Raw genomic sequence first — 26,037 nt, forward strand, 5'->3', positions numbered from 1 at the left:
CACCGGCGGAACCCGCACCGCCCCGCACCCGGCGCCCCGCCGGACTACCCTCGGCTCCATGAGCGACGAGCACAACACCCCCGGCGCTGCCCGGAGTTTCGAGACCCTGGCCATCCACGCGGGGAACACCGCCGACCCCCTGACGGGCGCGGTCGTCCCCCCGATCTACCAGGTCTCCACGTACAAGCAGGACGGCGTCGGCGGTCTGCGCGGCGGCTACGAGTACAGCCGCAGCGCCAACCCGACCCGTACGGCCCTCGAGGAGAACCTCGCCGCCCTCGAAGGCGGCACCCGCGGTCTCGCCTTCGCCTCGGGCCTGGCCGCCGAGGACTGCCTCCTGCGCACCCTGCTCGCCCCCGGCGACCACGTGGTGATCCCCAACGACGCGTACGGCGGCACCTTCCGGCTGTTCGCCAAGGTCGTCTCGCGCTGGGGCGTGGAATTCTCGGTCGCCGATACGAGTGACCCCGCGTCGGTCCGCGCGGCACTCACCGACCGTACGAAGGCGATCTGGGTCGAGACGCCCTCGAACCCCCTGCTCGGCATCACGGACATCGCCGCGCTCGCCGACCTCGCCCGCACCGCCGGCGCGAAGCTGGTCGTCGACAACACCTTCGCGAGCCCGTACCTCCAGCAGCCCCTCGCCCTCGGCGCCGATGTCATCGTGCACTCGACGACCAAGTACATGGGCGGCCACTCGGACGTGGTCGGCGGTGCGCTGATCACCAACGACCCGGCGCTGGGCGAGGAGTTGGCGTATCACCAGAACGCGATGGGCGCGGTGGCGGGCCCGTTCGACGCCTGGCTGGTGCTGCGCGGCATCAAGACCCTGGCCGTCCGCATGGACCGGCACAGCGAGAACGCCACGAAGATCGCCGAGATGCTCACCCGGCACCCGCGCGTCACCCAGGTCCTCTACCCGGGCCTGCCCGAGCACCCCGGGCACGAGGTCGCGGCCAAGCAGATGAGGGCCTTCGGCGGCATGATCTCGTTCCGTGTCGAGGGCGGCGAGCAGGCGGCCGTCGACGTCTGCAACAAGGCGAAGCTCTTCACGCTCGGTGAATCCCTCGGCGGCGTCGAGTCGTTGATCGAGCACCCGGGCCGGATGACCCACGCCTCGGTGGCGGGCTCGGCCCTCGAAGTCCCCGCCGACCTGGTGCGCCTGTCGGTGGGCATCGAGTCGGCCGACGATCTGCTCGCGGATCTGCGCCAGGCCCTCGGGGAGTAGGCACCGAGGGTCAGGCGCTCGGGAAGCAGGCACCGAGCGTCAGGCGCCCGGGAACTGAGCACCCAGGTGGGCGGCCTCGCACAAGGCCGCCCACCGCACCGCACGGGTCACCGTCGCAGGCGCCCCCGTCGCAAGCACCCCGTCGCAAGCGGCTCCGTCACCACCCCTGCAGCGGCGGCGTCACCTCGGACGGCGGCGGTACGAACGGATCGGCCACCGCGACCCACACCATGAACGCCAGGAAGCCGAGCACCGCCCCCCACCACACGAGCCGCCGCACGACCATCCGCTGCCGCAGCAGCCGCGACCCGCGGCGCACCACGTCGTCGTACAACTCGGCCGGCACCGCCGGCGCCGGTGTGGTGTCGAGCAGCCGGCGGACCTCGTTCTCCTTACGGTCGGACACGCTCGACCCCCCGTACGGTCTCGGTGCTCGTGAGCCGCAGCGCCCCCGACTCCCCGGCGAGCACGAGCGACATCGCGCGGAAGCACAGCGTCCGCACCCGCTCCATCGGCAGCCCGAGCAGGGCCGCGGTCTGTTCCTCCGCGACGCTCTCGTGGACCCGCAGCACGAGCACGAGACGCTCCTGCGGCGAGAGCATCCCGAGGACCCCGCCCCGGCCTTCGCGCAGCCGCCAGCTCATCATCAGGAAGCGGTAGGCGAGTTGCTGGCGCGCATAGGTGTACGGATCCTCGCCGTGCAGCCGGTCCCAGGCCGCGTACGTACGCGAGAGCGCGGCGGTCAGCAGGCGCCGGGCGCGCGGATTGTCGTCGGCCGGCTCGGCGGTCAGCAGCGTCGCGGCATGCAGCAGCCGTCCGGCCGCGCCCGCGACGAAGGACTCGAAATCCCGGGCCCGGCGGACGAGTTGGACCGTCTGCCGCTCACGCACCGCGCCTCCTGGAACCTCGTCACAGGAGGTCCTGGTCTCATATCAGGCCAGTGCGGGGTCCCCGGTCAAGAGGCCGGAAGGTACCTGACGGTCACGATGCGGGCGGGATGTCCTCCGACGTCGCTCCCTGTCCCATCCGTGCGGACAGCGCGTCGTTGAAGCGCGTGAGGAGCGTGCAGAAGTCCTCGCGCTCCTTCGGCGCCCAGTCGGAGGTCAGCTGGGCCATCAGTTCACGCCGCGAGGCCCGTACCTCCTCGAGGCGGGACTGGCCGCGCGGGGAGAGCGCGAGCACCACCGCGCGCCCGTCCTCGGGGTGCGAGGTGCGCTTGACCATCCCGGACTCCACGAGCGGGGCGACCTGCCGGGTCACCGTCGAGGAGTCGATGCCCATGGCCGCGGCGAGCGCCTTGACGCCCATCGGGCCTTCGTTGTCCAGGCGGTTGAGCAGCAGATACGCGGCGCGGTCCATGGAGTTGCGCAGCTGCCCGACCCCGCCGAGCCGGGTCTGCTCGGCACGGCGTGCGAAGACGGCCACCTCGTGCTGCAGATGATCGAGAAGGACACTCTTCTCGGCGCTTTTCCCACCTGAGGGGTGGTCGGTCGTCATGTCCGGGGTTGTGGGCATGGCCGGGGCTCACTTCATGGTTGGTCGGCGGATTGGGGGACAGGGTACGCGGCCCGGGCCTTTGTCGTACCAGCGCTGCATAAACCCAAGGGCTCTGTTCCCCGCCCAGGCCACGAGTGCCCCCGACTGCCAGACTCGATGTCATGAACTACCGCACCGGTGACTCCTTGCATCTGTCCGCTCCCCGCCACCCGGTCACGCTCGACGATGTGCGGGGAGCGCAGAAGATGCTCATCGGCGTCTCCCGCGTCACCGCCATGGAGGGCAGCCGCCACCTGACCGAACTGGTCGGCTCCCCGGTCCACTTGAAGTGCGAGAACCTGCAGCGCACCGGTTCGTTCAAGCTGCGCGGCGCCTACGTGCGGATCGCCGGCCTGATCGCCGAGGAGCGCGCGGCCGGGGTGGTGGCCGCCAGCGCGGGCAATCACGCCCAGGGTGTCGCCCTCGCCTCCTCGCTCCTGGGGGTGCGTTCGACCGTCTTCATGCCGCAGGGCGCCCCGCTGCCGAAGGTCGCGGCGACGCGGGAGTACGGGGCCGAAGTACGTCTGCACGGACAGGTGGTGGACGAGACCCTGGCCGCGGCGCAGGATTACGCACGCGCGACGGGGGCCGTGTTCATCCACCCCTTCGACCACGCCGACATCATCGCCGGGCAGGGCACCCTCGGCCTGGAGATCCTCGAACAGTGCCCCGAGGTGCGCACGATCCTCGTCGGGGTCGGCGGCGGCGGCCTCGCCGCGGGGGTCGCGGTCGCGGTCAAGGCGCTGCGGCCCGACGTCCGCGTGATCGGCGTCCAGGCGGCGGGCGCGGCCGCGTATCCGCCCTCCCTCGCGCTGGGCCACCCCGTGGCCCTGGAGCACCCGGCCACGATGGCGGACGGCATCAAGGTGGGCCGCCCGGGAGACGTCCCCTTCAAAATCGTTGGCGATCTGGTGGACGAGATCCGTACGGTCTCCGAGGACGCGCTCTCGAGCGCGCTCCTGCTGTGCCTGGAACGCGCGAAGCTGGTCGTCGAACCGGCCGGCGCGGCACCGGTCGCGGCTCTGCTCAGCGCACCGGAGCAGTTCACGGGCCCGGTGGTCGCGGTCCTGTCGGGCGGCAATGTCGACCCGCTGCTCCTGCAGCGGATCCTGCGCCACGGCATGGCGGCGGCCGGCCGCTATCTGTCCCTGCGGCTGCGTCTGGCGGACCGGCCCGGCGCGCTGGCCTCGCTGCTCGCGGCGTTGTCAGTGCTCGATGCCAATGTGGTCGACGTGAGTCATGTACGGACCGACCCCCGGCTCGGGCTCACGGAGGTGGAGGTCGAACTGCACCTGGAGACCAAGGGGCCGCAGCACTGCACGGAGGTGGCCGCCTCGCTCCGCGAGGCTGGGTACACCGTGATCGCCTGAGGCTTCCCCGCAAAGGGGCTGCGGGACGCGATGTATCGCGTTATGGTGTGTCCGCTCGGGTCCCGTCCCCGGGGCTGTCCGCGTGCCTGCCAAGGCCGCCCCGCGCGCGCAATAAGTCGGGCAAATCTAAGATTTCTGTAAAAGATCACCCAAACACTGGGAGAACCCACATGCCAGGCGCCATCTACGCCGAGGGGCTGGTCAAGCACTTCGGCGATGTAAAGGCTCTGGACGGCGTCGATCTCGATGTCCCCGAAGGCACCGTCCTCGGCCTGCTCGGACCGAACGGTGCGGGCAAGACCACCGCGGTCCGCTGCCTGACGACGCTGCTCACCCCCGACAGCGGCAAGGCCGTCGTGGCGGGCATCGACGTCGTCAAGAACCCCAACGAAGTACGGCGCTCGATCGGCCTGTCCGGTCAGTTCGCCGCCGTCGACGAGTACTTGACGGGCCGTGAGAACCTGCAGATGGTCGGCCAGCTCTACCAGATGAGCAAGCGGGACGCGAAGGCGCGAGCCGCCGAGCTCCTCGAGCAGTTCAACCTCACGGACGCGGCCGACCGCCCCTCCAAGACCTACTCCGGCGGTATGCGCCGCCGTCTCGACCTCGCCGCGGCCCTGGTCGTATCGCCGCCGGTGATGTTCATGGACGAGCCGACCACCGGACTCGACCCGACCAACCGCCAGGCCCTGTGGGAGGTCATCAAGCAGCTGGTCGACGGCGGTACGACGCTTCTGCTGACCACGCAGTACCTGGAGGAGGCCGACCACCTCGCCCACGACATCTGCGTGATCGACCACGGGCGCGTGATCGCCCGCGGCACCTCGGACCAGCTCAAGGCCCAGACCGGCGGCGAGCGCGTCGAGGTCGTGGTGCACGAGCGCGACCACATCGCCACCGCCCAGGAAGTGCTGCGCGGCTTCGCGAAGACCGAGTCCGGTCACACCGTCGACGACCACACCCGCAAGCTCACCGTCCCGGTGACCGGCGGCGCCAAGCTGCTCGCCGAGGTCATCCGCGAACTCGACGCCCGCGGCATCGAGATCGACGACATCGGCCTGCGCCGCCCGACCCTCGACGACGTGTTCATCTCGCTGACCGGCCACAAGGCCGAGCTCGAGGAGGAGACGGACGCCGAGGGCGAAGACCCCAAGGCGGCGAAGGCCGCGAAGAAGGCCAAGAAGGAGGCCGGCCAGTGAGTGCCGTAACCGACACCGTCAAGGGCGGAGGCCCGGTGGCCGGCGGCGGCATCAGCGGGTCCGTCCGGGACTCCCTGGTCGTCGCCAAGCGCAACCTGATCCGGATGGCGCGGATCCCCGAGATGATCCTGTTCGGAATCATCCAGCCGGTGATGTTCGTGGTCCTGTTCACGTACGTCTTCGGCGGCTCGATCGCCATCCCGGGCGCCGGCGTCAGCGCCGATGCCTACAAGGAATTCCTGATGGCCGGCATCTTCGCCCAGACCGTCACCTTCGCCACGGCGGGTGCGGGCGCGGGCATCGCCGACGATATGCACAAGGGTCTGATCGACCGCTTCCGGTCGCTGCCCATGGCCCGCGGCGCCGTGCTGACCGGCCGTACTCTGGCCGACTCGGTGCAGACCGCCATCACGCTGCTCGTGCTCGCGATCGTCGCGCTGCTCGTCGGCTGGCGCACCCACGAGAACATCGGCTCGGTGCTCTTCGGCTTCGTGCTGCTGCTCCTGCTCGGGTACGCGTTCTCGTGGATCGGCGCCCTGATCGGCCTCTCGGTCCGCACCCCGGAGGCCGCGACCTCCGGCGGTCTGATCTGGCTGTTCCCGCTGACGTTCATCTCGAACGCGTTCGTGCCGGTCAACGGCATGCCCTCGTTCCTGCAGCACGTCGCCGAATGGAACCCGTTCAGCGCCACCGTCGCCGCGGCCCGCCAGCTCTTCGGCAACACGATCGAGGGTGTCCCGAAGTCCGTGACCGGCGCCTGGCCGATGGAGCACCCGATCTGGGCCTCCATCATCTGGTCCGTGCTGATCATCCTGGTGTCCCGCACCCTCGCCGTCCGCAAGTACCGCAACGCGTCGGCCTGCCCGCCCTGGCGCGCACGACGAAGCCCCCGGCCGCAGCGGCCGGGGGCTTCGTCGTGCGCGCGAGGGCGGACTGCTCATCCCTGGTGCGGCTTGACCTCAAGGATCTTCACCGTGGCCATCTTGCCGTTGGGGAGCTCGTACTGCGCGTCCTCACCGAGCTTCTTGCCGTTCACGCCGGAGCCGAGCGGGGACTGCGGCGAGTACGTGTCGATGTCGTCGGAGATGTACTCACGCGAGGCGAGCAGGAACGTCATGGTGTCGTCCTCGTCGCCGTCGAAGGCGATCGTCACGACCATGCCGGGGCCGACCACACCGTTGTCCGCCGGCGGTTCGCCGACCTTCGCGCGCTCGAGGAGCTGCGTGAGCTGGCGCACGCGCAGCTCCTGCTTGCCCTGGTCCTCGCGCGCGGCGTGATAGCCGGCGTTCTCCTTGAGGTCGCCCTCCTGGCGAGCTTCCTCGATCTTCGCAACGATCAGCGCGCGCGCGGGACCCGACAGGTACTCCAGCTCTTCCTTGAGCTTGTCGTACGCCTCCTGGGTCAGCCAGGTGACGTTGTCGCTGGTCTGGGTCACAGGTGCTCCTCGTAGGTACTGGGAATACAAAGCATCGCCCTACCCGAAGAATGTTCCTTCTCGGGTGGGCGAAACCACGAGCCTAACAATTCAGGCGGAAAAGGGGGAGGACGTAACGCGGAGATCTGCGTTAGCGCAGGTCAGCGCTGGGTGCAGGAGAGCAGCTCGGCGGCGGTCGCTTTTTCGGTCGTCCGTACGGTGAAAACCTTGTTGACCTGCTCGGCCCGCTGTTCGAAGACGACGTCCTTACGGCCGACCTCGGCGCCGCTCTCGGCCAGCGCCCGCACCGTGCAGACCCCGTCCGTTGCGGCGTCCTTGCGGATGTCGAGCCGGACCTCGACCTCGCTCGCGGAGACCACCTTGGAGGCGATCAGCTCGCCGCTGAAGGCGTTCTTGCCGGAGATGTAGTCGTAACCGAACCAGCCGATGATCCCGAGGAGCAGCACCCCGAGCACCGCGCCGATGACCTTGAGCTTGCGATCGGCGCGCTCGTCCGACGAGGCCCCGTAACGGGCCTCGGGGAGCGTCTGCGGTGCCGCGCTCATGATCGTCCTCTCGGCAAAAGCTCTTGCGGGGGCAGGGGAATCATCCCGCGCCGGTTTCCGTCCTGTGCGACTTCGAGTATGCCCTGGCCTTCACGTCGCGGACGCATCGCCTCCGCCCAGTCCTTCGTCGTCGCGGCCGAGGTGCAGCCACTCCCCGAGACGGGCCGGTGGTCGGGGTGGACTGGGGCGTCAAGGAAGGCCGAGTTGTCGCGGTATGACCGGATGGCCCGCAAAGCCGCCGACGCGGGAATCGGAGCGACGAAGACAGCGTTGGTCGAGACGGGCCGAAAGCACGGGCGCGATGTGCGGCTCGTGCACCCCGCGCACACCACCATGGGAGCCGTCTCGCCCAGAGACAAGAACTCCGCTCCCGCAGGCGGCCTGAGCCAGAAATCCCCTCCGGCTGCGGGGAGGGGAGGATGTCAATATAGAAGCCGCCCAATGTGACTGATGACCGAGGACCCGCCTTGACTGAGCAGCTGCGACTGATGGCCGTGCACGCCCACCCCGACGACGAGTCGAGCAAGGGCGCGGCCACCATGGCCAAGTACGTGTCCGAGGGGGTGGACGTCCTTGTGGTGACCTGCACGGGCGGCGAGCGTGGCTCCGTCCTCAACCCGAAGCTCCAGGGCGACGCGTACATCGAGGCGAACATCCACGAGGTGCGCCGCAAGGAGATGGACGAGGCGCGCGAGATCCTCGGCGTGAAGCAGGAGTGGCTCGGCTTTGTCGACTCCGGCCTGCCGGAGGGCGACCCGCTGCCTCCCCTCCCCGACGGCTGCTTCGCCCTGGAGGACGTGGACAAGGCGGCCGGCGAACTGGTCCGCAAGATCCGCGCGTTCCGCCCGCAGGTCATCACCACGTACGACGAGAACGGCGGCTATCCGCACCCCGACCACATCATGACCCACAAGATCACGATGGTGGCGTTCGAGGGCGCGGCGGACACCGAGAAGTACCCGGAGTCCGAGTACGGCGACGCGTACCAGCCGCTGAAGCTCTATTACAACCAGGGCTTCAACAAGCCGCGCACGATCGCCCTGCACGAGGCGCTCCTGGCCCGCGGCATGGAGTCCCCGTACGGCGAGTGGCTGGAGCGCTGGAAGGAATTCGAGCGCGCCGAACGCACGCTGACCACCCACGTCCCGTGCGCGGACTTCTACGAGATCCGTGACAAGGCGCTGATCGCGCACGCCACGCAGATCGACCCCGACGGCGGCTGGTTCCGCGTGCCGATGGAGATCCAGAAGGAGGTCTGGCCCACGGAGGAGTACGAGCTCGCCAAGTCGCTCGTCGACGTTTCGCTCCCCGAGTCCGACCTCTTCGCGGGCGTACGCGACAATGCCTGACATGAGCGCGAATCTGGCACAAGCGGTCCTGCTCGCGAAGGAGCTGGACGAGGACAAGGTGACCCCGGGTGTCCTGGGCTTCATCGTCTTCGCCGCCCTCGCGGTGGGCGTCTGGTTCCTGATGAAGTCGATGAACCGACACATGGGCCGGGTCTCCTTCGACGAATCCCCGGACCCGAAAACCGCCCCCGCCGAGGGCGAAGCCCCCAAGGCATAGCCGAACGAAAGGGGGGCCTTCTGTCTGGCCGATTCCCGTACGAAACGGGCATCACGCCGGACGGAAGGTCCCCCTGTCGCTCAAGCGGTCACGCCCATGACCTCGCGCGCGTGGCGGCTGGGGATCATGCCCAGGCGCCAGGCCTGCCAGCCCGCCTCCAGGTCGATATCGCGCTCCAGCATCAGGGCGTACGCCGACAGGTACTCGCCCAGTTTCCCGTCCCGTGTCGGATGGTCGGCCCCCGTCAGCTGGAGCACCTCCTCGTGGGCCACCGCCGCGCCGACCTCCGAGCCGCCCGGTGACGCGTACGGCAGGAGGGTGCAGCGCAGGAAGCGGGCCCAGTCCTCGCCGCGCCGGTCGCCGTACGAGGCGAAGAGCGAGCCGGCCGTGTCGCAGAGCTCGAGGGCCTGGGCCGAACGGTTGTTGCCCGCGTCGACCACCGCGAGCTCCAGGCACGTCCAGGCCTCCCCGTGCGCCACCCCGATCCGGTGGAAGTCCGCGCGGGCGTCGGCGAGCAGCTGACGGGCGAAGCCGGAGTTGCGCAGCGACCCCGTGCGCGCCGCGCCCTGGTCACGGGTCACACGGCCCGAGTGGTGCCGCGCGCACGCGAGCCCGTAGACGTCCCGCATCCGCGAGAACATGGTGCGCGCCCGCTCCAGCTCCCGTACCGACTGATCGAGATCGCCGCGCTCCTCGAGCGCCTGCCCGAGGTAGTACAGCGTCCACGCCTGGCCGCGCGCGTCCTCGTTGTCCCGGTGCCGCGACACGGCCTGCCGCAGTCCGTCCACGGCCGCCGAGATGTCCCCGTCGACCAGGCGCGCCCGGGCGAGCTGGGTGAGCGCCCAGGCCTCGCCGCGCGCGTCGCGGGTCCGCCCGTACAGATCGAGAGCCGTGGTCAACTCGCCCTCCGCACGCGGCACTTCCCCCATCCGCAGATACACCTGGCCCAGCTGGAAATGGGCCCAGGCCTGCCCGTGCACGGACTCGCCGGCCTGGTGGAGCGCGAGAGCCTGGTCCAGGAGGCGGAGCGCCTCCGCGATCTGGGCGCGGTCGCGCTCGACGGCGGCCAGGGCGTGCAGCGTCCACGCCCGGTCCGCGTCGAGCGAGGGTGATGCCTGCAGATCGAGGGCCTCGCGCAGCTTCGCCGCCGCCTCCGCGAGCTGGCCCTGGTGGTGGAGCGTGATGCCGAGCGAGCACAGGGCACGGGCCGCGCCCGCCTCGTGGTGCGCCTCGAAGTACAGGTCCACCACCGAGGCCAGCGTCGTACGCGCCTTGTCCAGCTCACCGAGCTGGCGGGCCGCGATACCCGTACGCCACTGCACCGAGCGCCCGAGCAGGCCCTGGTCGACCGCGGCCGTCAACTCGCTGATCTCGCCCAGACGGTAGAGGTCACCGCGCAGCAGGCAGTAGTCGCACAGCGCGCCGAGCAGATTCAGTACGGCCTGCTGGTCGACGCCCTCCGCGTGCCGCAGCGCCGCCGTGATGAAGGACGATTCCTCGTCGAGCCAGCGCAGGGCGGCGTCGAGGGAGGTGAACCCGTGCGGCCCGAACTGCCCGGCGCGCGTGGACGTCTTGCCGTCGACGAGGCGGATCACCGAGTCGGCGAGCTCGGCGTAGTTGGCGATCAGCCGCTCCTGCGCGGCCGTGCGCTCGGCCGGCTCCTCCTCGTCCATCAGACGGGCCTGCGCGAAGGCCCGTACGAGATCGTGCAGCCGGTAGCGGCTGCCGCGTACGTGGTCGATCAGGCCGGCGCGGGCGAGCATCGTCAGATGGCGGGTCGCCTCCGGCTCGTCGGTCGCGAGCAGCGACGCCGCGGCGGCCGCCCCGGGCGAGGCCCGCCCGGCGCGCGCGGGCCGGGGCAGCAGGCGCCGGCCCGGCTCGCCCTGGTCGGTGTACCGCAGCCACAGGGCCCGCTCGACGGCGTCCACCGGACCGTACGCGTCGAGGTCCGCGGCCAGCCGGCGCGGCGTCCGCGGCCCGAGCGAGGACCCGGCGATCCGCAGCGCCAGCGGGAGTCCGCCGCACAACTCCCGGATGCTGTCGGACGCTTGGGAGTCGTACGGGCCGCTCGCGTCCTCGGCCGCAGACTTGAGCAGCTCCTCCGAGCCGCCCGCGTCGAGGGCCTCGACCGGCAGCTGATGCACCCACGCCGGGGTGTCCGCGCCCAGCTCCAGCGGCTTGCGGGCCGTGACGAGGACCAGCGAGTCCGAGCGCTCGGGGATCAAGGTGCGCACCTGCTCGGCATCGCTCGCGTCATCGAGTACGACGGTGACCGGCAGCCCCGTCAGATGCTGGTGGTACAGCTCGCTCAGCCTTCTCAACTGCTGGTCGGGCGACGACCGTTCACGGAAGAGCAGCTGCTCGCGCGGCGCACCGAGCCGGTTCAGGAGATGCAGCAGGGCGTCGCGGGTCGTGCGCGGCGGCTCCGTCGTACTGTCCCCGCGCAGATCGACCACGCACGCCCCGCGGAACTGGTCCCGCAGATCGTGTGCCGCGTGCACGGCCAGCGTCGACCGCCCGGAGCCCGGCGCCCCGTACAGGACCACCACCGTCGGTCTGGTCTCCGTCGAGGCCCGTGCGGCGTGCACCCACTGCGCGATCCGTCCGAGCTCCTGCCGCCGCCCCGCGAACGGCCCGTCGGGCTCCGGGAGTTGGGCGAACGAGGACTCCAGGACACTGCGGCGCCGAGCCGCCTGGCTCTTGTCCCGCGGCAGCAGCGGCGCACCCGCCTTCTTCTTGGCGCCGGTCGTGCCGCGCCCCGCGACCACCCGCTGCTGATCGATGTACGGCCGGATCCCCCGTACCTCCAGAGCGGTCAGCCACTGCAGCCGCAGCTGCTCCGGGCCGCCGGGCTGATTCCGTGCCCCGGCCGCCTGGTGCGCGGCGGGCCAGTGCCCCGCCGTGACCTTCCCGACGGTCGCGGCCGCGCCGGCCACCGCCACGACCGCCCCGGCCCCGAGCGCGGTGCTCGCCCCTGTCCCGAGCGCGAGATCCGCCACGGCGGCGGCGACCGCCGCGACCACGGTCACGAAGAGCGGGGTGGTCCCTTCCTTCCCGAAACGGTCCCCGAAGGACTGCGCCCCGGCCTCCGACTCGTCCAGGGCCTGCGCGTACGCCGTGTACTCCTCCGCGGCACTCGCCGCCATCGCGTCGAGCGCCGAACGCCCCCGGTTGAGCAGCACGTTCCCGTCGGTCCGCCCGCCGGAGCGGCGCACTTCCTCCTCGACCGCGCGCGCCAGCAGCCGCTCGGCCTCGGCCCGGTGGGCGTCCCGCATATCGCGTCCCCCTCGCAAACAATCCCGCGGAGCGCTCTCTCGCAGAGCGCGTCTCGCGGAGCCTGTGCTGATCGCCGTACCCAAGTGTCCTGTGGATGACGCGGGTTCGCGAGGGGCTCACGGGATACGCGGCTCGGGCCGGGCGGCATACGGGGCGGTCGCCGGCCTAGCGGTCGTCGTAGGCCTGCCGGGCTTCCTCCACTGTGTCCAGGTTCTGTGCGGCCCACTCGGCGAGCTGCGCGAAGAGCGGGCCGAGGCTGCGGCCGAACGCGCTGATCTCGTACTCGACGCGCGGCGGCACTTCCGGGTGGTACGTGCGCACGACGAGCCCGTCCCGTTCCAGCTGGCGCAGCCGCTGGGTGAGCACCTTGGGCGTGATCCGGGTGATGCGCCGCTCCAGCTCCACGAAGCGCTGGCGGCCGTGCGTGTGGAGCGTCCACAGGATCGGCGTGGTCCAGCGGCTGAACACGATGTCGACCACCGGGCCGATGGGACAGGCCAGTTCGGGATCGGTACCGGCCGCCGCCGGGTGGACCTTGCGTTCATCCGCGACAGTCATGGCATCCCCACATCCCCCGTCGATAGTCACTTTCCCCTAGGTACCCACTATATCCACGGTGTTAGCGTCCGACCGCGGCTGAACGACCTCACCGGGTTCGGCCAATTCCCCGACTGAACAAAGGGTGTTACGCATGTCCTCCACCGCCAGCTCCACCGCCACCGCCACCGCCAGCTCCACCGCAACCTCCACCTCCATCGCCGTCACCGGAGCCACCGGAAACGTCGGCCGGGCCCTCGTCGAGATCCTCTCCGCCGCCGGCGGGCACCTGACCGCCACGGCCCGCGGTATCGCGGACGCGCACCTGCCCGAGGGGGTGCGGGCGCTCCCCTCCGATCTGACCGACCCGGAGACCTTGCGGCCCGTACTCGAAGGCGCCGACGCACTGTTCCTGCAGAGCGGCGGGCCGAGCGCCTTCCTGATCGACCCGCCACGCCTGCTCGACACCGTGAAGCGGTCCGGCGTGCGGCGCGTCGTCCTGCTGTCCTCCCAAGGCGTCGCCACCCGGCCGGAGTCGGCCTCGCACGGGCGGACGGCACGTGTCATCGAGGACGCCGTACGCGCGTCAGGGCTCGACTGGACGATCCTGCGACCCGGCGGCTTCGCCTCCAACGCCTTCGCCTGGGCGGACTCGGTCCGCACCCGCCGCGAGATCGCCGCCCCGTTCGCCGACACCGGACTCCCGGTGATCGACCCCGCGGACATCGCCGAGGTCGCCGCCGTGGCGCTGCGCGAACCGGGCCACGAGGAGGCCGTCCACGAACTCACAGGACCCGAACGCGTCACCCCGCGCGACCAGGCCGAGGCGATCGCCCGCGCGCTCGGCGAACCCGTCCGCTTCATCGAGCAGACCCGCGACGAGGCCCGGGCCCGGATGCTCCACTTCCTGCCCGAGCCCGTGGCGGACACCACCCTGTCCATCCTCGGCACCCCCACGGAGGCCGAACGGCGCGTCAGCCCCACGGTCGAACGCATCACGGGCCGCCCGGCCCGCACGTTCGCCGACTGGGCGTCCCGCAACATCACCGCGTTCCGCTGAAGGACCCGGGCCACGGTGTCGGGCAGGATGGCGGTATGCCGAATCGACTGGCCCAAGAGACCTCCCCCTACCTCCTCCAGCACGCCGACAACCCCGTCGACTGGTGGCCGTGGTCGCCCGAAGCCTTCGAAGAGGCGCGCCGGCGCGGGGTGCCGGTCGTGCTGAGCGTCGGATACGCGAGCTGTCACTGGTGCCATGTGATGGCTCACGAATCCTTCGAGGACGAGCCCACCGCCGCCTACATGAACGAGCACTTCGTCAACGTCAAGGTCGACCGCGAGGAGCGGCCCGACGTCGATGCCGTGTACATGGAGGCCGTGCAGGCGGCGACCGGGCAGGGCGGCTGGCCCATGTCGGTGTGGCTCACGCCGGACAAGGAGCCCTTCTACTTCGGCACGTACTTCCCGCCCGAGCCGCGGCACGGCATGCCCTCCTTCCGGCAGGTCCTCGAAGGCGTACAGCAGGCGTGGAGCGGACGCCGTGACGAGGTCACCGAGGTCGCGCGGAAGATCGCGCGGGATCTGTCGCAGCGGGAGCTCGCGTACGGGGCGACCAAGCTGCCGGGCGAGGAGGAGCTCCAGCAGGCGCTGCTCGGGCTGACCCGGGATTACGACGCCACGCACGGCGGGTTCGGGGGAGCGCCCAAGTTCCCGCCGCCCATGGTCGTGGAGTTCCTGCTGCGGCATCACGCGCGCACCGGCGCGGTGGGCGCTCTGGAGATGGCGCAGGACACGTTGGAGCGGATGGCGCGGGGCGGGATCTACGACCAGCTCGGGGGTGGGTTCGCGCGCTACAGCGTGGACCGGAAGTGGGAAGTGCCGCACTTCGAGAAGATGCTGTACGACAACGCGCTGCTGTGCCGCGCCTACGCCCACCTCTGGCGCTCCACCGGCAGTGAGTTGGCCAAGCGCGTCGCGCTGGAGACCGCCGACTTCATGGTGCGCGAACTGCGCACCAACGAGGGCGGGTTCGCCTCCGCCCTCGACGCGGACTCGGAGGATCCGGTCTCCGGGAAGCATGTGGAGGGCGCCTTCTACGTATGGACTCCGCAGCAGCTCGTCGAGGTGCTCGGGGAGGAGGACGGCGGACTGGCCGCGGTGCACTACGGGGTGACCGAGGAGGGGACCTTCGAGGAGGGTGCCTCGGTGCTTCAACTCCCGCAGGGCGACGCTCTGGTGGAGTCGGAGAAGCTTCTCTCCATCCGGCGGCGGCTGTTCGAGGCGCGGGCGCGGCGGCCCGAGCCCGGCCGGGACGACAAGGTGGTGGCGGCCTGGAACGGGCTCGCGATCGCCGCGCTCGCCGAGACCGGCGCGTACTTCGACCGGCCGGACCTGGTGAACGCCGCGCTGGCCGCGGGGGATCTTCTCGTACGGCTGCACATGGGCCCCGACGCCCGGCTCGCGCGCACCTCGAAGGACGGCCGGCGGGGCGCGAACAGCGGGGTGCTCGAGGACTACGCGGATGTCGCCGAGGGTTTCCTCGCGCTTGCGTCGGTGACGGGGGAGGGGGTCTGGCTGGAGTTCGCCGGGTTTCTGCTCGACATCGTGCTCGACCAGTTCGCGGATGAGGACGGTGCGCTGTACGACACCGCGCACGACGCCGAGCAGCTGATCCGGCGGCCGCAGGATCCGACGGACAACGCCACCCCGAGCGGGTGGTGTGCCGCGGCGGGCGCGCTGCTCACGTATGCCGCCCACACGGGCGCCGAGCCTCATCGCACCGCCGCCGAGCGGGCGTTGGGGATCGTGCAGGCGCTGGGTCCGAAGGCGCCGCGGTTCATCGGGCACGGGCTCGCCGTCGCCGAGGCTCTGCTCGACGGGCCGAGGGAGATCGCGGTGGTCGGGGATCGTAACGATCCGGACACGCGCGCGCTGGTGCGTGCCGCGCTTTTGAGCACCGCCCCTGGTGCCGTCGTGGCTCACGGAGATGAGCAGGAACTGCCGTTGCTGGCCGGACGTCCGCTGGTGAACGGCGCGCCGGCTGCGTATGTGTGCAGAAACTTCACCTGTGACGCCCCGGTCACCGGCGTTCAGGAACTGTCCGAAAAGCTCGTACAACCGTAAAGAGATGTGATGGGTCGTACATCTTGGGGGCTGAGATGAAACAAGGGATTTGCTTGTAAGAGCTGCTGGCCTTCACAATCCCCCCGTATTCTCTCCACGTAGCTTGGGGGAATGGTGCGGCCGTCGGCCGTTGCCTGGGGGTGTGGGACGACGGGGAGTCGTTCCCACTGTGGGGTCTGGGGGGACTCTTGCTGTCCACTGTTGTGATCAGTGCTGTCTCGATGGCGCTGTTCTGGATGGCCGCTTTCACCTTGTGGTGGCAGATGCATGCCTGGCGTACGCCGGAAACGCTCGCCGCCACTCGGTTCGAGCGGCCGCACGGGAACGACGGACTCGCGTTCTCGCTGTTGCTGCCCGCGCGGCACGAGCAGGCCGTTCTGGATCACACGATTCAGCGGCTGCTCGAGTCGAGTCATGCCGCGTTCGAGATTGTCGTGATCGTCGGGCATGACGATCCGGAGACCGCCGCGGTCGCCGACGACGCGGCCCGACGGGACCGAAGGGTTCGGGTCATCACCGACACCCATGAGGTCAAGAACAAGCCGAAAGCGCTCAATACCGCGCTGCCGCACTGCCGCGGCGATGTCGTCGGTGTCTTCGACGCCGAGGACCAGGTGCATCCGGAGCTGCTTGCCCACGTCGACCACGCGTTCCGCTCGACCGGCGCCGATGTGGTGCAGGGCGGGGTGCAGCTGATCAACTTCCACTCCAGCTGGTACAGCCTGCGCAACTGCCTGGAGTACTTCTTCTGGTTCCGCTCGCGGCTGCATCTGCACGCGCAGAAGGGGTTCATCCCGCTCGGCGGCAACACCGTCTTCGTCCGTACGGACGTCCTGCGCGACGCCGGCGGCTGGGACCAGAACTGCCTGGCCGAGGACTGCGATCTGGGCGTGCGGCTTTCGAGCATCGGCAAGAAGGTCGTCGTCGCGTACGACTCCGACATGGTCACCCGCGAGGAGACCCCCGGCACGCTGGTCTCGCTGCTCAAGCAGCGCACCCGCTGGAACCAGGGCTTCCTGCAGGTCTACCGCAAGAAGGACTGGAAGCAACTGCCCACGTTCGGGCAGCGGTTGCTGGCCCGCTACACGCTGATGACGCCGTTCCTGCAGGCCTTCACCGGGCTGATCATTCCGCTCAACGTGGCGGTCGCCCTCTTCCTCGACGTGCCCGTCGGGGTCGCCTTCATCACCTTCCTGCCGCTGATCACGGCGTTCGTCACCTTCGTCTTCGAGGTGGTCGGACTGCATGACTTCGGCAAGCAGTACGCCCTCAAGATCAGGCTGATCCACTACATCAAGCTCATCCTCGGCGGGCCCTTCTACCAGGTGCTGCTCGCCTTCGCCGCGATCCGCGCAGTGTGGCGCGAGAGCCGCGGCAACAACGAGTGGGAGCTGACCAGCCACGTCGGCGCACATCTGAGCCCTGAGGAGATCCGCGCGTGACCTCCACGCTTCCGGCGGCGGACGCGACGACGACAGTCGAGCTCCCCGCCCAACAGTCCCGTGCGCCCGAAAGCGCCCCGAAGAAGCCCGTCAAGCACGACAAGCGGTGGGTGACGGTCCGTCCGGTCGTCCGTTTCCGCAGCTCGCCTGCCGACCTCATCCTGTGCACGCTGCTGCTCGCCGCGATCCTCGTCGTCCAGGGCTGGAACATCGCCGGCTACCCGAACCTCAGCGACGACGAGGGCACCTACCTCGCCCAGGCCTGGGCCGTCCAGGAGGGCAAGGGCCTCGCGCACTACACGTACTGGTACGACCATCCGCCGCTCGGCTGGATCCAGATAGCGGGCCTGACCTACATACCCTCGCTGGTCGCCCCGGACGCGATGACGGTCGGCAGCATGCGGCTGGCCATGCTGCTCGTCAGCGCGGTCAGCGCGGTGCTGCTCTACATACTGGCGCGCCGGCTCTGGCTGCCGCGCTGGGCGGCCGGTCTCGCGATGGTGCTGTTCGGGCTCTCCCCGCTGTCGGTGGTCCTGCAGCGCGAGATCTTCCTCGACAACATCGCCGTGATGTGGATGCTGCTCGCCTTCTGCCTGGCGGCCTCGCCCTCGCGGCACCTGTGGCACCACTTCGGCGCGGGCATGGCCGCGGCGGTGGGCGTGCTCACCAAGGAGACGATGCTCGTCATCCTGCCCGCAGTGCTGCTCACCATGTGGCGGCACAGCCACCGCGACACCCGTAAGTTCGCGGTCACCGGAGCGATCACCGCCTGCGCGCTGATCGGCTTCGGCTACCCCCTGTACGCCCTGCTCAAGGGCGAGTTGTTCCCCGGCGCGGGCCATGTCTCGCTGTGGGACGGCATCGCGTACCAGATGAGCCGTCCAGGATCGGGCTTCATCTTCGACGCGGGCTCGGGCTCGAACGGGGTCCTGGAGTCCTGGCTGTACTACGACACGGTGCTGCCGGTCGGCGGTGTCGCCGCGGCGCTCCTGCTGCTCGCGGTCCTGCGCTGGTCGGTCACGGCCCGTGCGCTCGCCGGTCCCGCGCTCGCGGTCGCGATCCTCGCGCTGGTCTCGATGCGCCCGTCCGGCTATCTGCCGGCGATGTACATCATCCAGGCGCTGCCCTTCCTGTCCCTGGTGCTCGCGGGCGCGGCGGCGAGCGTCTCGCACGCGGTGCTCATCCGTTCCCGCCGGCGCGTCGACGAACCGCGGGCGGTGACCGGTCTGCGCTGGGCGACGGCCGCCGTCCTGACCCTGGCCGCGCTCACCTACATCGTGCCGAAGTGGTACGACGGCAACCGCACCGCCATGACCCAGGACGCCAACGGCCCCTACCGCGCGGCCGCTTCGTGGATGGCCACCCAGGTCTCCGACCGCGGTGACAAGCGCGTCCTGGTGGACGACGCGATGTGGCTCGACCTCGTGCACGCCGGCTATGAGCCCGGTCTCGGCGCGATCTGGTTCTACAAGGCCGACCTCGACCCCGCCGTCTCCAAGACCATGCCCGGCGGCTGGCGCGACGTCGACTACATCGTGGCCTCGCCGACGGTACGGCGCGACGCGGTGGATCTGCCGAACGTCAAGGCCGCCCTCGAACACTCCGAGGCGGTCGCGGTGTTCGGCACGGGCGAGGACCGGGTCGAGATCCGCCAGATCGCGGCGGGCAGCGGGGGGAAGCGATGAGCGTCTACGAGACACCGGCCGAGGACTCCCTCGGGGAACTGACCACGGTGCCGGAACCCGGCGCCGTCACCGTGATCATCCCGAGCTTCAACGAGTCCGGGAACGTACGGGAGCTGCTGCGCCGCATCACCGAGTCCGTGCCGTCCCGCGTCCCCTGCGAAGTGATCTTCGTGGACGACTCCACGGACGACACCCCCGAGCAGGTGGCCAAGGCCGCCCAGGACTGCCCGTTCCCGGTCTCGGTGATCCACCGCGAGGTGCCCACGGGCGGTCTCGGCGGCGCCGTGGTCGAGGGCATCAAGGCGGCGGCCTCGGACTGGGTCGTGGTGATGGACGCGGATCTGCAGCATCCGCCGTCCCTCGTACCGGAGTTGATCGCCACGGGCGAGGCCTCCGGCGCCGATCTGGTCGTGGCCAGCCGCTATACGAAGGGCGGCAGCCGCGCCGGTCTGGCCGGCGGCTATCGTGTCGCGGTCTCCCGCGCCTCGACCTGGCTCACCAAGGGCCTGTTCCCGCGCGCCCTGCGCGGTATCAGCGACCCGATGAGCGGCTTCTTCGCGATCCGCCGCGCGGCGGTCGCGGCGGAGGATCTGCGCCCGCTCGGCTACAAGATCCTGATGGAGCTCGCGGTCCGCTGCGGTCCGCGCAGCGTCCGCGAGGTCCCGTTCGTCTTCCAGGACCGCTTCGCGGGCGAGTCCAAGTCGACGGCCCGCGAAGGCCTGCGCTTCCTGCGCCACCTCGTGGAGCTGCGCACCTCCAAGCCGCTGTGGCGGATGATCGCGTTCGGCCTGATCGGCCTGACGGGTTTCGTGCCCAACCTGCTGGCCCTGTACGGGCTCACGGCGGCCGGGATGCACTATCTGCCGGCCGAGATCGTGGCGAACCAGTTCGGTGTGGCCTGGAACTTCCTCCTGATCGAGGTCCTTCTCTTCCGCACCCGCCGCCACCGCCGCCTGCACGACCGCATCGGCCGCTATGCGGTCCTCGCCAACGCGGACCTGGTCCTGCGCATACCGCTGATCGCGCTCCTGGTCGGCAGCTGGGGGATGTCCGTCCTGCCGGCCACGGCGACCGCCCTGATCCTGACGTTCGTCCTGCGCTACGCCGGGACGGAGGCGTTGGTCTACACGCGTAAGAACCGAGCCGCACCGAGGGGGACACAGTGAGACGACCGAGACTGCCCAGGCGGGGCACGGCCCTCGCCGGGGTGGGAGCCCTGACCGCGGCGCTCCTGCTCGCGATACCGCAGCAACAGGCCACCGCCGCCCCGAACCTGATCCAGAACCCGGGCTTCGAGACGGCCGGCAGCGGTGACATGCCCGCCTGCTGGTCCAAGTCCGGCTGGGGCGACAACGATTTCACCTTCACCACCACACCGGACGCCCACAGCGGCACGAAGGCGATGAAGGTCGAGATCACCCGCCGGGTCGAGGGCGACCGCAAGGCCCTGATCACCGAGAACGCCACCTGTGCCCCCAAGGTGACACCGGACAAGCAGTACGACCTGAGCCTCTGGTACAAGTCGACGACCCCGGACGCCTCGATCACGCTCTTCCGGCACGACACCACGGCCGGCTGGCAGTACTGGACGGACCTCAAGACCCTTCCCGTACAGGCCGCTTACGCGAGGACCGAGGTCCGTACGCCCGCCGTCCCGGCCGGCACCGACCAGATCGCCTGGGGCGTCAGCGTCTACGGCACGGGCTCGGTGACCACCGACGACTACGTGATGGAAGAGGTGGCGCCGCCCACCCCGGACCCGGTCTGCACCGGCACCGCGACCGAGTGCAAGGACGGCAAGTGGCAGGTCCTCGCGACCCCCAACCCGGTCCGCTCGATGCACAGCGTCGTGCTGCACAACGGCAAGATCCTGCTGATAGCCGGCTCCGGCAACGATCAAGCGGCGTTCGCGGCAGGCAAGTTCACCTCCGCCGTGTACGACCCGAAGAACGGGACGTACAAGCAGATCCCGACGCCCAAGGACATGTTCTGCGCGGGCCATGTGCAGCTGTCCGACGGCAAGGTCCTGGTCATGAGCGGCACCAAGGGCTTCCCGAGCGCCGACGGCACGATCGGCTACCAGGGCTACAAGGACTCGTACATCTTCGATCCCGCCACCGAGCGGTACATCAAGACCAACGACATGAACGAGGGGCACTGGTACCCCTCGGCGACGGTCCTCGGCAACGGTGACGTCATCTCGTTCGGCGGTCTGAAGGAGGACTCCACCGGCGCGGTCGTGGCCGAGAAGTTCTCGCAGGCCCAGCAGAAGTGGCTGCCGATCAACGAGGTCAACCAGACCTGGTCGTACTGGGGCCTGTACCCGGCGATGATCCTCATGCAGGACGGCCGGCTCTTCTACTCGGGCAGCCACACCTTCGGCAACGGCACGCCCGGCACCGGCGCCTCGGTCTACGACTACGACGCCAACACGATCACGGACGTCCCGGGCCTCAGGCTCAAGGACGAGCGCGACGAGTCGGCCTCCGTCCTTCTCCCGCCCGCCCAGGACCAGAAGGTCATCACGATGGGCGGCGGCAACAACGAGAAGAACCCGGTCGCCAACCGCCTGGTCGACATCATCGACCTCAAGAACCCCAACCCGCAGTACGTGCAGGGCCCGGACATCCCGCTCGGCACGGTCGACCAGGGTCAGGGCAAGCGCCAACAGACGGGCGCCGAGGGCAAGATGTACGTCTCGGCGGTCCTGCTGCCCGACGGCAAGGTCCTGGAGACCGGCGGCGCGATGCACGACCGCGCGGACCCGGTCTACGAGACCTCGATCTTCGACCCGGAGACCGAGACCTTCGACCAGGTCGCCACGGACCCGGAGGAGCGCGGCTACCACTCGTCCGCGTTCCTGCTGCCCGACGGCCGCGTCATGACCACGGGCGACAACCCGGGCAACGGCTCGTGGAACCACGACGTGTCGATCTACTCGCCCTCGTACCTCTTCAAGGGCCCCCGTCCGAAGATCACTTCACTGATCGACAAGCAGTGGACGTACGGGGACACGCAGCGGATCACGGTCGACCGGCCCATCGCGAAGGCGGAGCTGATCCGTCCCGCGGCCGTGACGCACTCCTCGGACCCGAACCAGCGGTTCGTGGACCTGCCGCTCACGGTCGACGGCAACAACATCGACCTGAACGTCACCTCCAACCCGAACATGGCCCCGCCCGGCTGGTACATGCTGTTCGCGGTGGACGCGAACGGTGTCCCGTCGATCGCGGAGTGGGTCCACCTGGGCGGCCCGGCGGCGATGGCGAAGGATGCTCCGGCCGCTCATGTCCACGAATTCGCGGACGACTTGGCGAAGTCCCCGAAGGCGAAGCAGCCGAAGCGCGACTCGGTGCCGGTCAGCCCGACGGTCTCCGGCTGCGACCGCCACTACGGCTCGGTCAACACCTGCGTTCCGACGAACTTCCCGCCGGACGTGCCGGATACGACGAAGGCCCGCTGCGCGTGGCTGAAGGACCACGACTACGGCCGCCTGAAGGTCCACGGCGACGACCCGCTGAACCTGGACCGTAACGGGGACGGGTTGGCTTGCGGGAAGGCGGACGTCCGCAGGAAGGGCTGACGCTGCGGCATGACTGGGCCGAGGGCGGCCGGGAGTTCACTTCCCGGCCGCCCTCGCTTACCGGCGCCGTCTGGCCGCCTCGATGTCGGCGGTCACCTCGTCCGGTGACTGCTGAGCCGTGACGCGCTCGCCGATCGCAGCGATCACGTCGTTGGACGGTGGGCCGCCGCCCTCTTCTCCAGCGGTGGCCTGCGCCTGCGCCTGCGCCACGATCGCCTCCAGCTTGTCGTGGTGGGCGCCGCGCCAGTAGACGCGCTCGCACGCCGCGCACTGGGCGAAGACATCGTGTGTACGGCGCGTACCGGCCTCGATCAGGTGGGCCACCTCGGCCTTCGTCGCCGGAGTGAGCCGGCCGTTGCAGGCGGTGCAGCGGGTCCAGGGGGCGAGCTCGGGCTCGAACCGTTCGAGTACGTCCCGGAGTTGGTCGTCGGGGCGGTCGCTGTACATGTACGCGCCCGCCCACAGCTCACGCCGCCGCAGCAGCCCCCGGTCGCGGCTGAGCAGCACGCGCTGCTCGCGCGCGGACTGCGCGGCGAGCGCGGGGTCGCCGATGTCGGTGGACTCGTACGCCGCATCCACACCGAGCAGCCGCAACCGCCGAGCCAGCGTGCCAAGGTGGACGTCGAGCAGGAACCGCAGGGGAGCGCCCGGCACAACCTGCGGACGCTCCACGGCCGTTACGGTCACCCGCTCGCCCTCGGCCGGAAGGTGCCCGGTCCCCACTTCGCGCCCGTCCACCAGCAGCCGCCCCACCTCGGTGAGCGGCACACCGAGTGACTCGACCGCGTGGCCGAGGGTCGACGAGCCGTCCGTGGCCAGCCTGCTGGGTGCGCCGCGGCGCTCGTGCGGCAGGAAGAGCGCGAGTTCGGGCGCGAAGTCGACGGTGATCTCAGGTCCGTTCACCGGACCAGGATGCCACCGCGCACACGCTCGTGGCCTGGGGTTTTCCCGGCGGACTATGGTCAGCGGACGGCGGACGGCCGGAGTCAGAGCGTGAGGCCGCGCTCGAACAGGTCGAAGGCGCGCAGCACCACGGTCAGGAGTTCCTCCTCGAACTCGCGCTCGCCCCAATAGATCATCGCCTCGCGCAGCGCCCCGAGCACCGCCGCCGTGAACATGCGCACGTCGAGGTCGTCGGGTTCGCGCCCGGTCCGCTCGGCGAGTACGACGCTGAGCGCCTGGGAGGTCTGTGCCATCGTCTCGGTCATACGGGCCCGTACGGCGGGCACCTCGACGATCAGACGGCTGCGCTGCTTCAGCTCCTCGGGCTCGTGCGCGGCCACCGCCTTGACCGTCTCGGTGAGCAGGAAACGCAGCGAGGAGAGCGGGGGTTCACCGGCGGGCCGCTCCCGCAGCACCTCGAGCATGACCGGGTCGTACTCGTCGGTGAGGACGATGTCCTCCTTGGTCGCGAAGTACCGGAAGACCGTGGACGGCGACACATCCGCGCCGCGGGCGATCTGCTCGATGGTGGTCGCGTCGTACCCCTGCTGCTCGATCAGCGCGTACGTGGCCTTGCGGATCGCGGTCCGCGTGGCGTGCTTCTTGCGCTCGCGCAGCCCGAGCTGGGCGTTCCGCGCCCCGAGGAACTCGGCGAGGAATCCCTCGGACGGTTCGGCGGACGAACCGGCGGGCGCTGCGGGGGTCTTCGTACGGGCGGCCATACGGGCATTCTCAGGCATGCACGACGGACTCGGCCACGTCCGCGGTCGCGGCCCGCCGGGGCAGCAGCCATGCCGCCAGCGCCGCGGTCACGAGCGCGGCACCCGCGCAGACGAGCAGCACGACCACCATGCCGTGCACATAGCCCGCGTCGGCCGAAGCGGCGAGCGTCTCGTCGCCGAGCCGCCGTGCGACGACCTTCGCGGCCACCACCGACTCACCGGCGCGGTCGGCGAGATCAGCGGGCAGCCGTCCCGTGTCGAGCCGTCCGGCGAACACCCCCGCGAGCAGCGAGCCGAGCAGGGCGATCCCGATCGCGCCGCCCACCTGCCGTACGGTCATCAGGAGCCCGGAGCCGCTGCCCGCCCGGTCCCGGGGCAGCGCGCCGATCGCGGCGGTCATGGCCGGCATCATCGCGAAGCCGAAGCCCGCGCCCGCGATGGTCAGCCACAGCGCGGTGAACCCGTATCCGCTCTCGACCGTCGTGCGTGCCCCGAGCAGCGCGGCGAACGTGACCACCACAAGTCCCGTGCAGATCACGGCCCGTGCCCCGAGCCGCTCGACGAGCGGCTGGCTGGCCTTCGCGGCCACCACGAGCCCGCCGATCAGCGGAAGCAGCCGCAGCCCGGTCCCGAACGCGTCGTGGCCGAGCACCGCCTGCAGATAGGGAGGCAGCAGGAAGAGCAGCCCGGACAGGATGAACATGACCAGGGTGGCCACCAGGGTGTTGAGCAGGAACGGCCGGTGGCCGAGCAGCTTCAGATCGAGCATCGGACGCTCCGCCCGCCGTCCGCGCGCCACCAGTCCGCCGATCAGGAACACGCTCAGGACGAGCCCGCCCACCACCAGCGGATCGCCCCAGCCGCGCACGGGCGCCTCGATGATCCCGTACGTGAGCGCTCCGAGCCCGCCCACGGTCAGCACGGTCGACACGGCGTCGACCGGGGGCGAGGACGGATCGCGGGTCTCGGGCAGCAGGAAGGCGCAGGCGAGCACCCCGATCGCCACCATCGGCACATTGATCAGGAAGACCGAGCCCCACCAGAAGTGGTCGAGCAGCCAGCCGCCGATGATCGGCCCGAGCGGCATGCCGAGCGCGGACGCGGCGGTGACGAGGGCGACCGCCTTGCCGCGTTCCTCCTCGGGGAACAGCGACGGCAGTACGGCGAGGGCGAGCGGCATCACGAGCGCGGCGCCGATCCCCATCACGGCGCGTGCCCCGATCACCGGCCCGACACTCGTGGCGAGGGTCCCGATCACCGAGCCCACGAGGAAGATCCCGAGCCCGGTGATCAGCATCGAGCGCCGTCCGAACCGGTCGCCGAGCAGGCCCGCGGGGAGCATCAGGGCGGCGAAGACCACGATGTAGGCGTCGGCCATCCACTGCTGCTGGCCGGTGGTGGCGCCCAGGTGTTCCGCCATCGTCGGCAGCGCCACGTTCAGAATCGTCATGTCGAAGCCGAGCACCAGCATGCTCGCGACCATCGCCCCGAGCGCCCACCAGCGGCGGGGGTCGAGGTCGGGGTGCGCGGCGGTGCTCCGGGTCGTGCGCGGAGTCTGCGTCATGAAATTGAGAGTAGCTCTCAAGTGAGAGTCACTGTCAAGTTTTTCCTCAAGGCCTCTGGGTACACGGAATCTCACGGTTCGTGACCGGGGCGGGCCGTCGGGGTGGAGGGGGTTGCGGATGCGCGTGGACAGACTCGCCTGGACCGTCGCGGCGCTCAGTGTGGTCGGTCTCGTGGCCGTCGGCGTATGGGCCGTCGTGGGAGTGGTCGTCGCCGGTGTGAGCGTCCTGACATGGCAAGTGGGTGTGGGCCCCCTCCCCGGCGCCCCCCCCCGGCGGTGGGGCG

21 protein-coding genes and 2 pseudogenes are annotated in these 26,037 nt (G+C 70.2%); 13 read left to right on the plus strand and 10 right to left on the minus strand.

Annotated elements, in window-relative coordinates; translation table 11 throughout:
* Window positions 1-58: 58 nt before the first annotated feature.
* Entirely contained in the window at window positions 59-1,228 is a 1,170-nt protein-coding gene (locus JAO81_RS15090) for a cystathionine gamma-synthase (RefSeq protein WP_199548362.1), read from the plus strand.
* 157 nt (window positions 1,229-1,385) lie between these two features.
* Here JAO81_RS15090 and JAO81_RS15095 read toward each other — a convergent pair whose 3' ends face one another.
* The 3 genes from JAO81_RS15095 to JAO81_RS15105 all read right to left on the minus strand — a co-directional run bounded on the left by JAO81_RS15095 (window position 1,386) and on the right by JAO81_RS15105 (window position 2,743).
* Entirely contained in the window at window positions 1,386-1,634 is a 249-nt protein-coding gene (locus JAO81_RS15095; protein WP_199548363.1) for a hypothetical protein, read from the minus strand.
* A complete protein-coding gene (locus JAO81_RS15100; RefSeq protein ID WP_199548364.1) occupies window positions 1,621-2,118 on the minus strand; it encodes a sigma factor-like helix-turn-helix DNA-binding protein in 498 nt (165 codons plus the stop codon). The genes JAO81_RS15095 and JAO81_RS15100 overlap by 14 nt, the downstream gene beginning before the upstream one ends.
* 91 nt (window positions 2,119-2,209) lie before the next feature.
* Window positions 2,210-2,743, minus strand: a complete 534-nt coding sequence (locus tag JAO81_RS15105) for a MarR family transcriptional regulator (RefSeq protein ID WP_165336581.1) — start codon at window positions 2,741-2,743, stop codon at window positions 2,210-2,212.
* Between the two features lie 143 nt (window positions 2,744-2,886).
* Here JAO81_RS15105 and ilvA point away from each other — a divergent pair, with 143 nt between their 5' ends.
* The 3 genes and pseudogenes from ilvA to JAO81_RS15120 form a co-directional block, all read left to right on the plus strand.
* Window positions 2,887-4,134: a threonine ammonia-lyase gene (gene ilvA, locus JAO81_RS15110; protein WP_199548365.1), complete on the plus strand. Its 1,248-nt coding sequence runs from the start codon at window positions 2,887-2,889 to the stop codon at window positions 4,132-4,134.
* 170 nt (window positions 4,135-4,304) lie between these two features.
* Window positions 4,305-5,333 carry an ATP-binding cassette domain-containing protein gene (locus JAO81_RS15115; protein WP_199548366.1) on the plus strand — a complete coding sequence of 343 codons (1,029 nt, stop codon included), beginning with the start codon at window positions 4,305-4,307 and terminating at the stop codon, window positions 5,331-5,333.
* A pseudogene (locus tag JAO81_RS15120) lies at window positions 5,330-6,190 on the plus strand (ABC transporter permease); the annotation flags it as partial. The gene JAO81_RS15115 and the pseudogene JAO81_RS15120, both read left to right, overlap by 4 nt.
* Window positions 6,191-6,270: 80 nt before the next feature.
* On the opposite strand, the gene greA reads toward JAO81_RS15120, so the two are convergent.
* Window positions 6,271-6,768 (minus strand): transcription elongation factor GreA, encoded by a 498-nt coding sequence (gene greA, locus JAO81_RS15125; protein WP_165336577.1) that lies wholly within the window; start codon window positions 6,766-6,768, stop codon window positions 6,271-6,273.
* A gap of 140 nt (window positions 6,769-6,908) precedes the next feature.
* The gene (locus tag JAO81_RS15130) at window positions 6,909-7,313 is read right to left on the minus strand and encodes a DUF4307 domain-containing protein (protein ID WP_199548367.1); all 405 of its coding nucleotides are present in this window, start codon (window positions 7,311-7,313) and stop codon (window positions 6,909-6,911) included.
* A 222-nt stretch (window positions 7,314-7,535) separates the two neighbouring features.
* On the opposite strand from JAO81_RS15130, the pseudogene JAO81_RS43965 reads away from it, so the two are divergent.
* The 3 genes and pseudogenes from JAO81_RS43965 to JAO81_RS15140 form a co-directional block, all read left to right on the plus strand.
* A pseudogene (locus JAO81_RS43965) lies at window positions 7,536-7,760 on the plus strand (RNA-guided endonuclease TnpB family protein); the annotation flags it as partial.
* Window positions 7,761-7,780: 20 nt separating this feature from the next.
* Entirely contained in the window at window positions 7,781-8,662 is an 882-nt protein-coding gene (mca, locus tag JAO81_RS15135) for a mycothiol conjugate amidase Mca (protein WP_199548368.1), read from the plus strand.
* Window positions 8,655-8,879: a hypothetical protein gene (locus JAO81_RS15140; RefSeq protein ID WP_199548369.1), complete on the plus strand. Its 225-nt coding sequence runs from the start codon at window positions 8,655-8,657 to the stop codon at window positions 8,877-8,879. Before mca ends, JAO81_RS15140 begins: the two co-directional genes overlap by 8 nt.
* 80 nt (window positions 8,880-8,959) lie before the next feature.
* Here JAO81_RS15140 and JAO81_RS15145 read toward each other — a convergent pair whose 3' ends face one another.
* Entirely contained in the window at window positions 8,960-12,154 is a 3,195-nt protein-coding gene (locus tag JAO81_RS15145; RefSeq protein WP_199548370.1) for a tetratricopeptide repeat protein, read from the minus strand.
* A gap of 166 nt (window positions 12,155-12,320) precedes the next feature.
* Window positions 12,321-12,713 carry a helix-turn-helix domain-containing protein gene (locus tag JAO81_RS15150; protein ID WP_199548371.1) on the minus strand — a complete coding sequence of 131 codons (393 nt, stop codon included), beginning with the start codon at window positions 12,711-12,713 and terminating at the stop codon, window positions 12,321-12,323.
* A 133-nt stretch (window positions 12,714-12,846) separates the two neighbouring features.
* Between JAO81_RS15150 and JAO81_RS15155 the strand changes: the two genes are divergently transcribed.
* The 6 genes from JAO81_RS15155 (at window position 12,847) to JAO81_RS15180 (ending at window position 22,525) form a co-directional block, all read left to right on the plus strand.
* Window positions 12,847-13,752: an NAD(P)H-binding protein gene (locus JAO81_RS15155; protein WP_199548372.1), complete on the plus strand. Its 906-nt coding sequence runs from the start codon at window positions 12,847-12,849 to the stop codon at window positions 13,750-13,752.
* Between the two features lie 35 nt (window positions 13,753-13,787).
* A complete protein-coding gene (locus JAO81_RS15160) occupies window positions 13,788-15,815 on the plus strand; it encodes a thioredoxin domain-containing protein (RefSeq protein ID WP_199548373.1) in 2,028 nt (675 codons plus the stop codon).
* 221 nt (window positions 15,816-16,036) lie between these two features.
* Complete coding sequence (locus tag JAO81_RS15165) at window positions 16,037-17,257, plus strand: glycosyltransferase (RefSeq protein ID WP_374194296.1); 1,221 nt, start codon at window positions 16,037-16,039, stop codon at window positions 17,255-17,257.
* Window positions 17,254-18,942, plus strand: coding sequence for a glycosyltransferase family 39 protein (locus tag JAO81_RS15170; RefSeq protein WP_199548375.1), 1,689 nt, complete (start codon window positions 17,254-17,256; stop codon window positions 18,940-18,942). The genes JAO81_RS15165 and JAO81_RS15170 overlap by 4 nt, the downstream gene beginning before the upstream one ends.
* Window positions 18,939-20,108, plus strand: a complete 1,170-nt coding sequence (locus JAO81_RS15175) for a glycosyltransferase family 2 protein (protein ID WP_199548376.1) — start codon at window positions 18,939-18,941, stop codon at window positions 20,106-20,108. The genes JAO81_RS15170 and JAO81_RS15175 overlap by 4 nt, the downstream gene beginning before the upstream one ends.
* Window positions 20,105-22,525, plus strand: coding sequence for a galactose oxidase-like domain-containing protein (locus JAO81_RS15180; protein WP_307813381.1), 2,421 nt, complete (start codon window positions 20,105-20,107; stop codon window positions 22,523-22,525). Before JAO81_RS15175 ends, JAO81_RS15180 begins: the two co-directional genes overlap by 4 nt.
* Window positions 22,526-22,582: 57 nt before the next feature.
* Here JAO81_RS15180 and JAO81_RS15185 read toward each other — a convergent pair whose 3' ends face one another.
* From JAO81_RS15185 to JAO81_RS15195, 3 genes are all read right to left on the minus strand, one after another.
* Complete coding sequence (locus tag JAO81_RS15185; RefSeq protein WP_199548377.1) at window positions 22,583-23,428, minus strand: Mut7-C RNAse domain-containing protein; 846 nt, start codon at window positions 23,426-23,428, stop codon at window positions 22,583-22,585.
* An 83-nt stretch (window positions 23,429-23,511) separates the two neighbouring features.
* Window positions 23,512-24,189 (minus strand): TetR/AcrR family transcriptional regulator, encoded by a 678-nt coding sequence (locus JAO81_RS15190; RefSeq protein WP_199548378.1) that lies wholly within the window; start codon window positions 24,187-24,189, stop codon window positions 23,512-23,514.
* Window positions 24,190-24,199: 10 nt separating this feature from the next.
* A complete protein-coding gene (locus tag JAO81_RS15195; RefSeq protein ID WP_199548379.1) occupies window positions 24,200-25,753 on the minus strand; it encodes an MFS transporter in 1,554 nt (517 codons plus the stop codon).
* Window positions 25,754-26,037 lie beyond the last annotated feature (284 nt).

Origin of the sequence: Streptomyces sp. N35 (assembly GCF_016464295.1) — a bacterium.
In the GTDB taxonomy this organism is placed as follows: Bacteria; Actinomycetota; Actinomycetes; order Streptomycetales; family Streptomycetaceae; genus Streptomyces.

Bases quoted from the DNA above. Each gene is read 5' to 3' on its own strand.
- JAO81_RS15175 (WP_199548376.1), top strand. From the start codon at position 18,939: ATGAGCGTCTACGAGACACCGGCCGAGGACTCCCTCGGGGAACTGACC.
- JAO81_RS15145 (WP_199548370.1), bottom strand. From the start codon at position 12,154: ATGCGGGACGCCCACCGGGCCGAGGCCGAGCGGCTGCTGGCGCGCGCG.
- JAO81_RS15115 (WP_199548366.1), top strand. From the start codon at position 4,305: ATGCCAGGCGCCATCTACGCCGAGGGGCTGGTCAAGCACTTCGGCGAT.
- JAO81_RS15150 (WP_199548371.1), bottom strand. From the start codon at position 12,713: ATGACTGTCGCGGATGAACGCAAGGTCCACCCGGCGGCGGCCGGTACC.
- JAO81_RS15160 (WP_199548373.1), top strand. From the start codon at position 13,788: ATGCCGAATCGACTGGCCCAAGAGACCTCCCCCTACCTCCTCCAGCAC.
- JAO81_RS15195 (WP_199548379.1), bottom strand. From the start codon at position 25,753: ATGACGCAGACTCCGCGCACGACCCGGAGCACCGCCGCGCACCCCGAC.
- ilvA (WP_199548365.1), top strand. From the start codon at position 2,887: ATGAACTACCGCACCGGTGACTCCTTGCATCTGTCCGCTCCCCGCCAC.
- JAO81_RS15140 (WP_199548369.1), top strand. From the start codon at position 8,655: ATGCCTGACATGAGCGCGAATCTGGCACAAGCGGTCCTGCTCGCGAAG.
- JAO81_RS15090 (WP_199548362.1), top strand. From the start codon at position 59: ATGAGCGACGAGCACAACACCCCCGGCGCTGCCCGGAGTTTCGAGACC.
- JAO81_RS15105 (WP_165336581.1), bottom strand. From the start codon at position 2,743: ATGCCCACAACCCCGGACATGACGACCGACCACCCCTCAGGTGGGAAA.
- JAO81_RS15130 (WP_199548367.1), bottom strand. From the start codon at position 7,313: ATGAGCGCGGCACCGCAGACGCTCCCCGAGGCCCGTTACGGGGCCTCG.
- JAO81_RS15165 (WP_374194296.1), top strand. From the start codon at position 16,037: ATGGCGCTGTTCTGGATGGCCGCTTTCACCTTGTGGTGGCAGATGCAT.
- JAO81_RS15190 (WP_199548378.1), bottom strand. From the start codon at position 24,189: ATGGCCGCCCGTACGAAGACCCCCGCAGCGCCCGCCGGTTCGTCCGCC.
- JAO81_RS15155 (WP_199548372.1), top strand. From the start codon at position 12,847: ATGTCCTCCACCGCCAGCTCCACCGCCACCGCCACCGCCAGCTCCACC.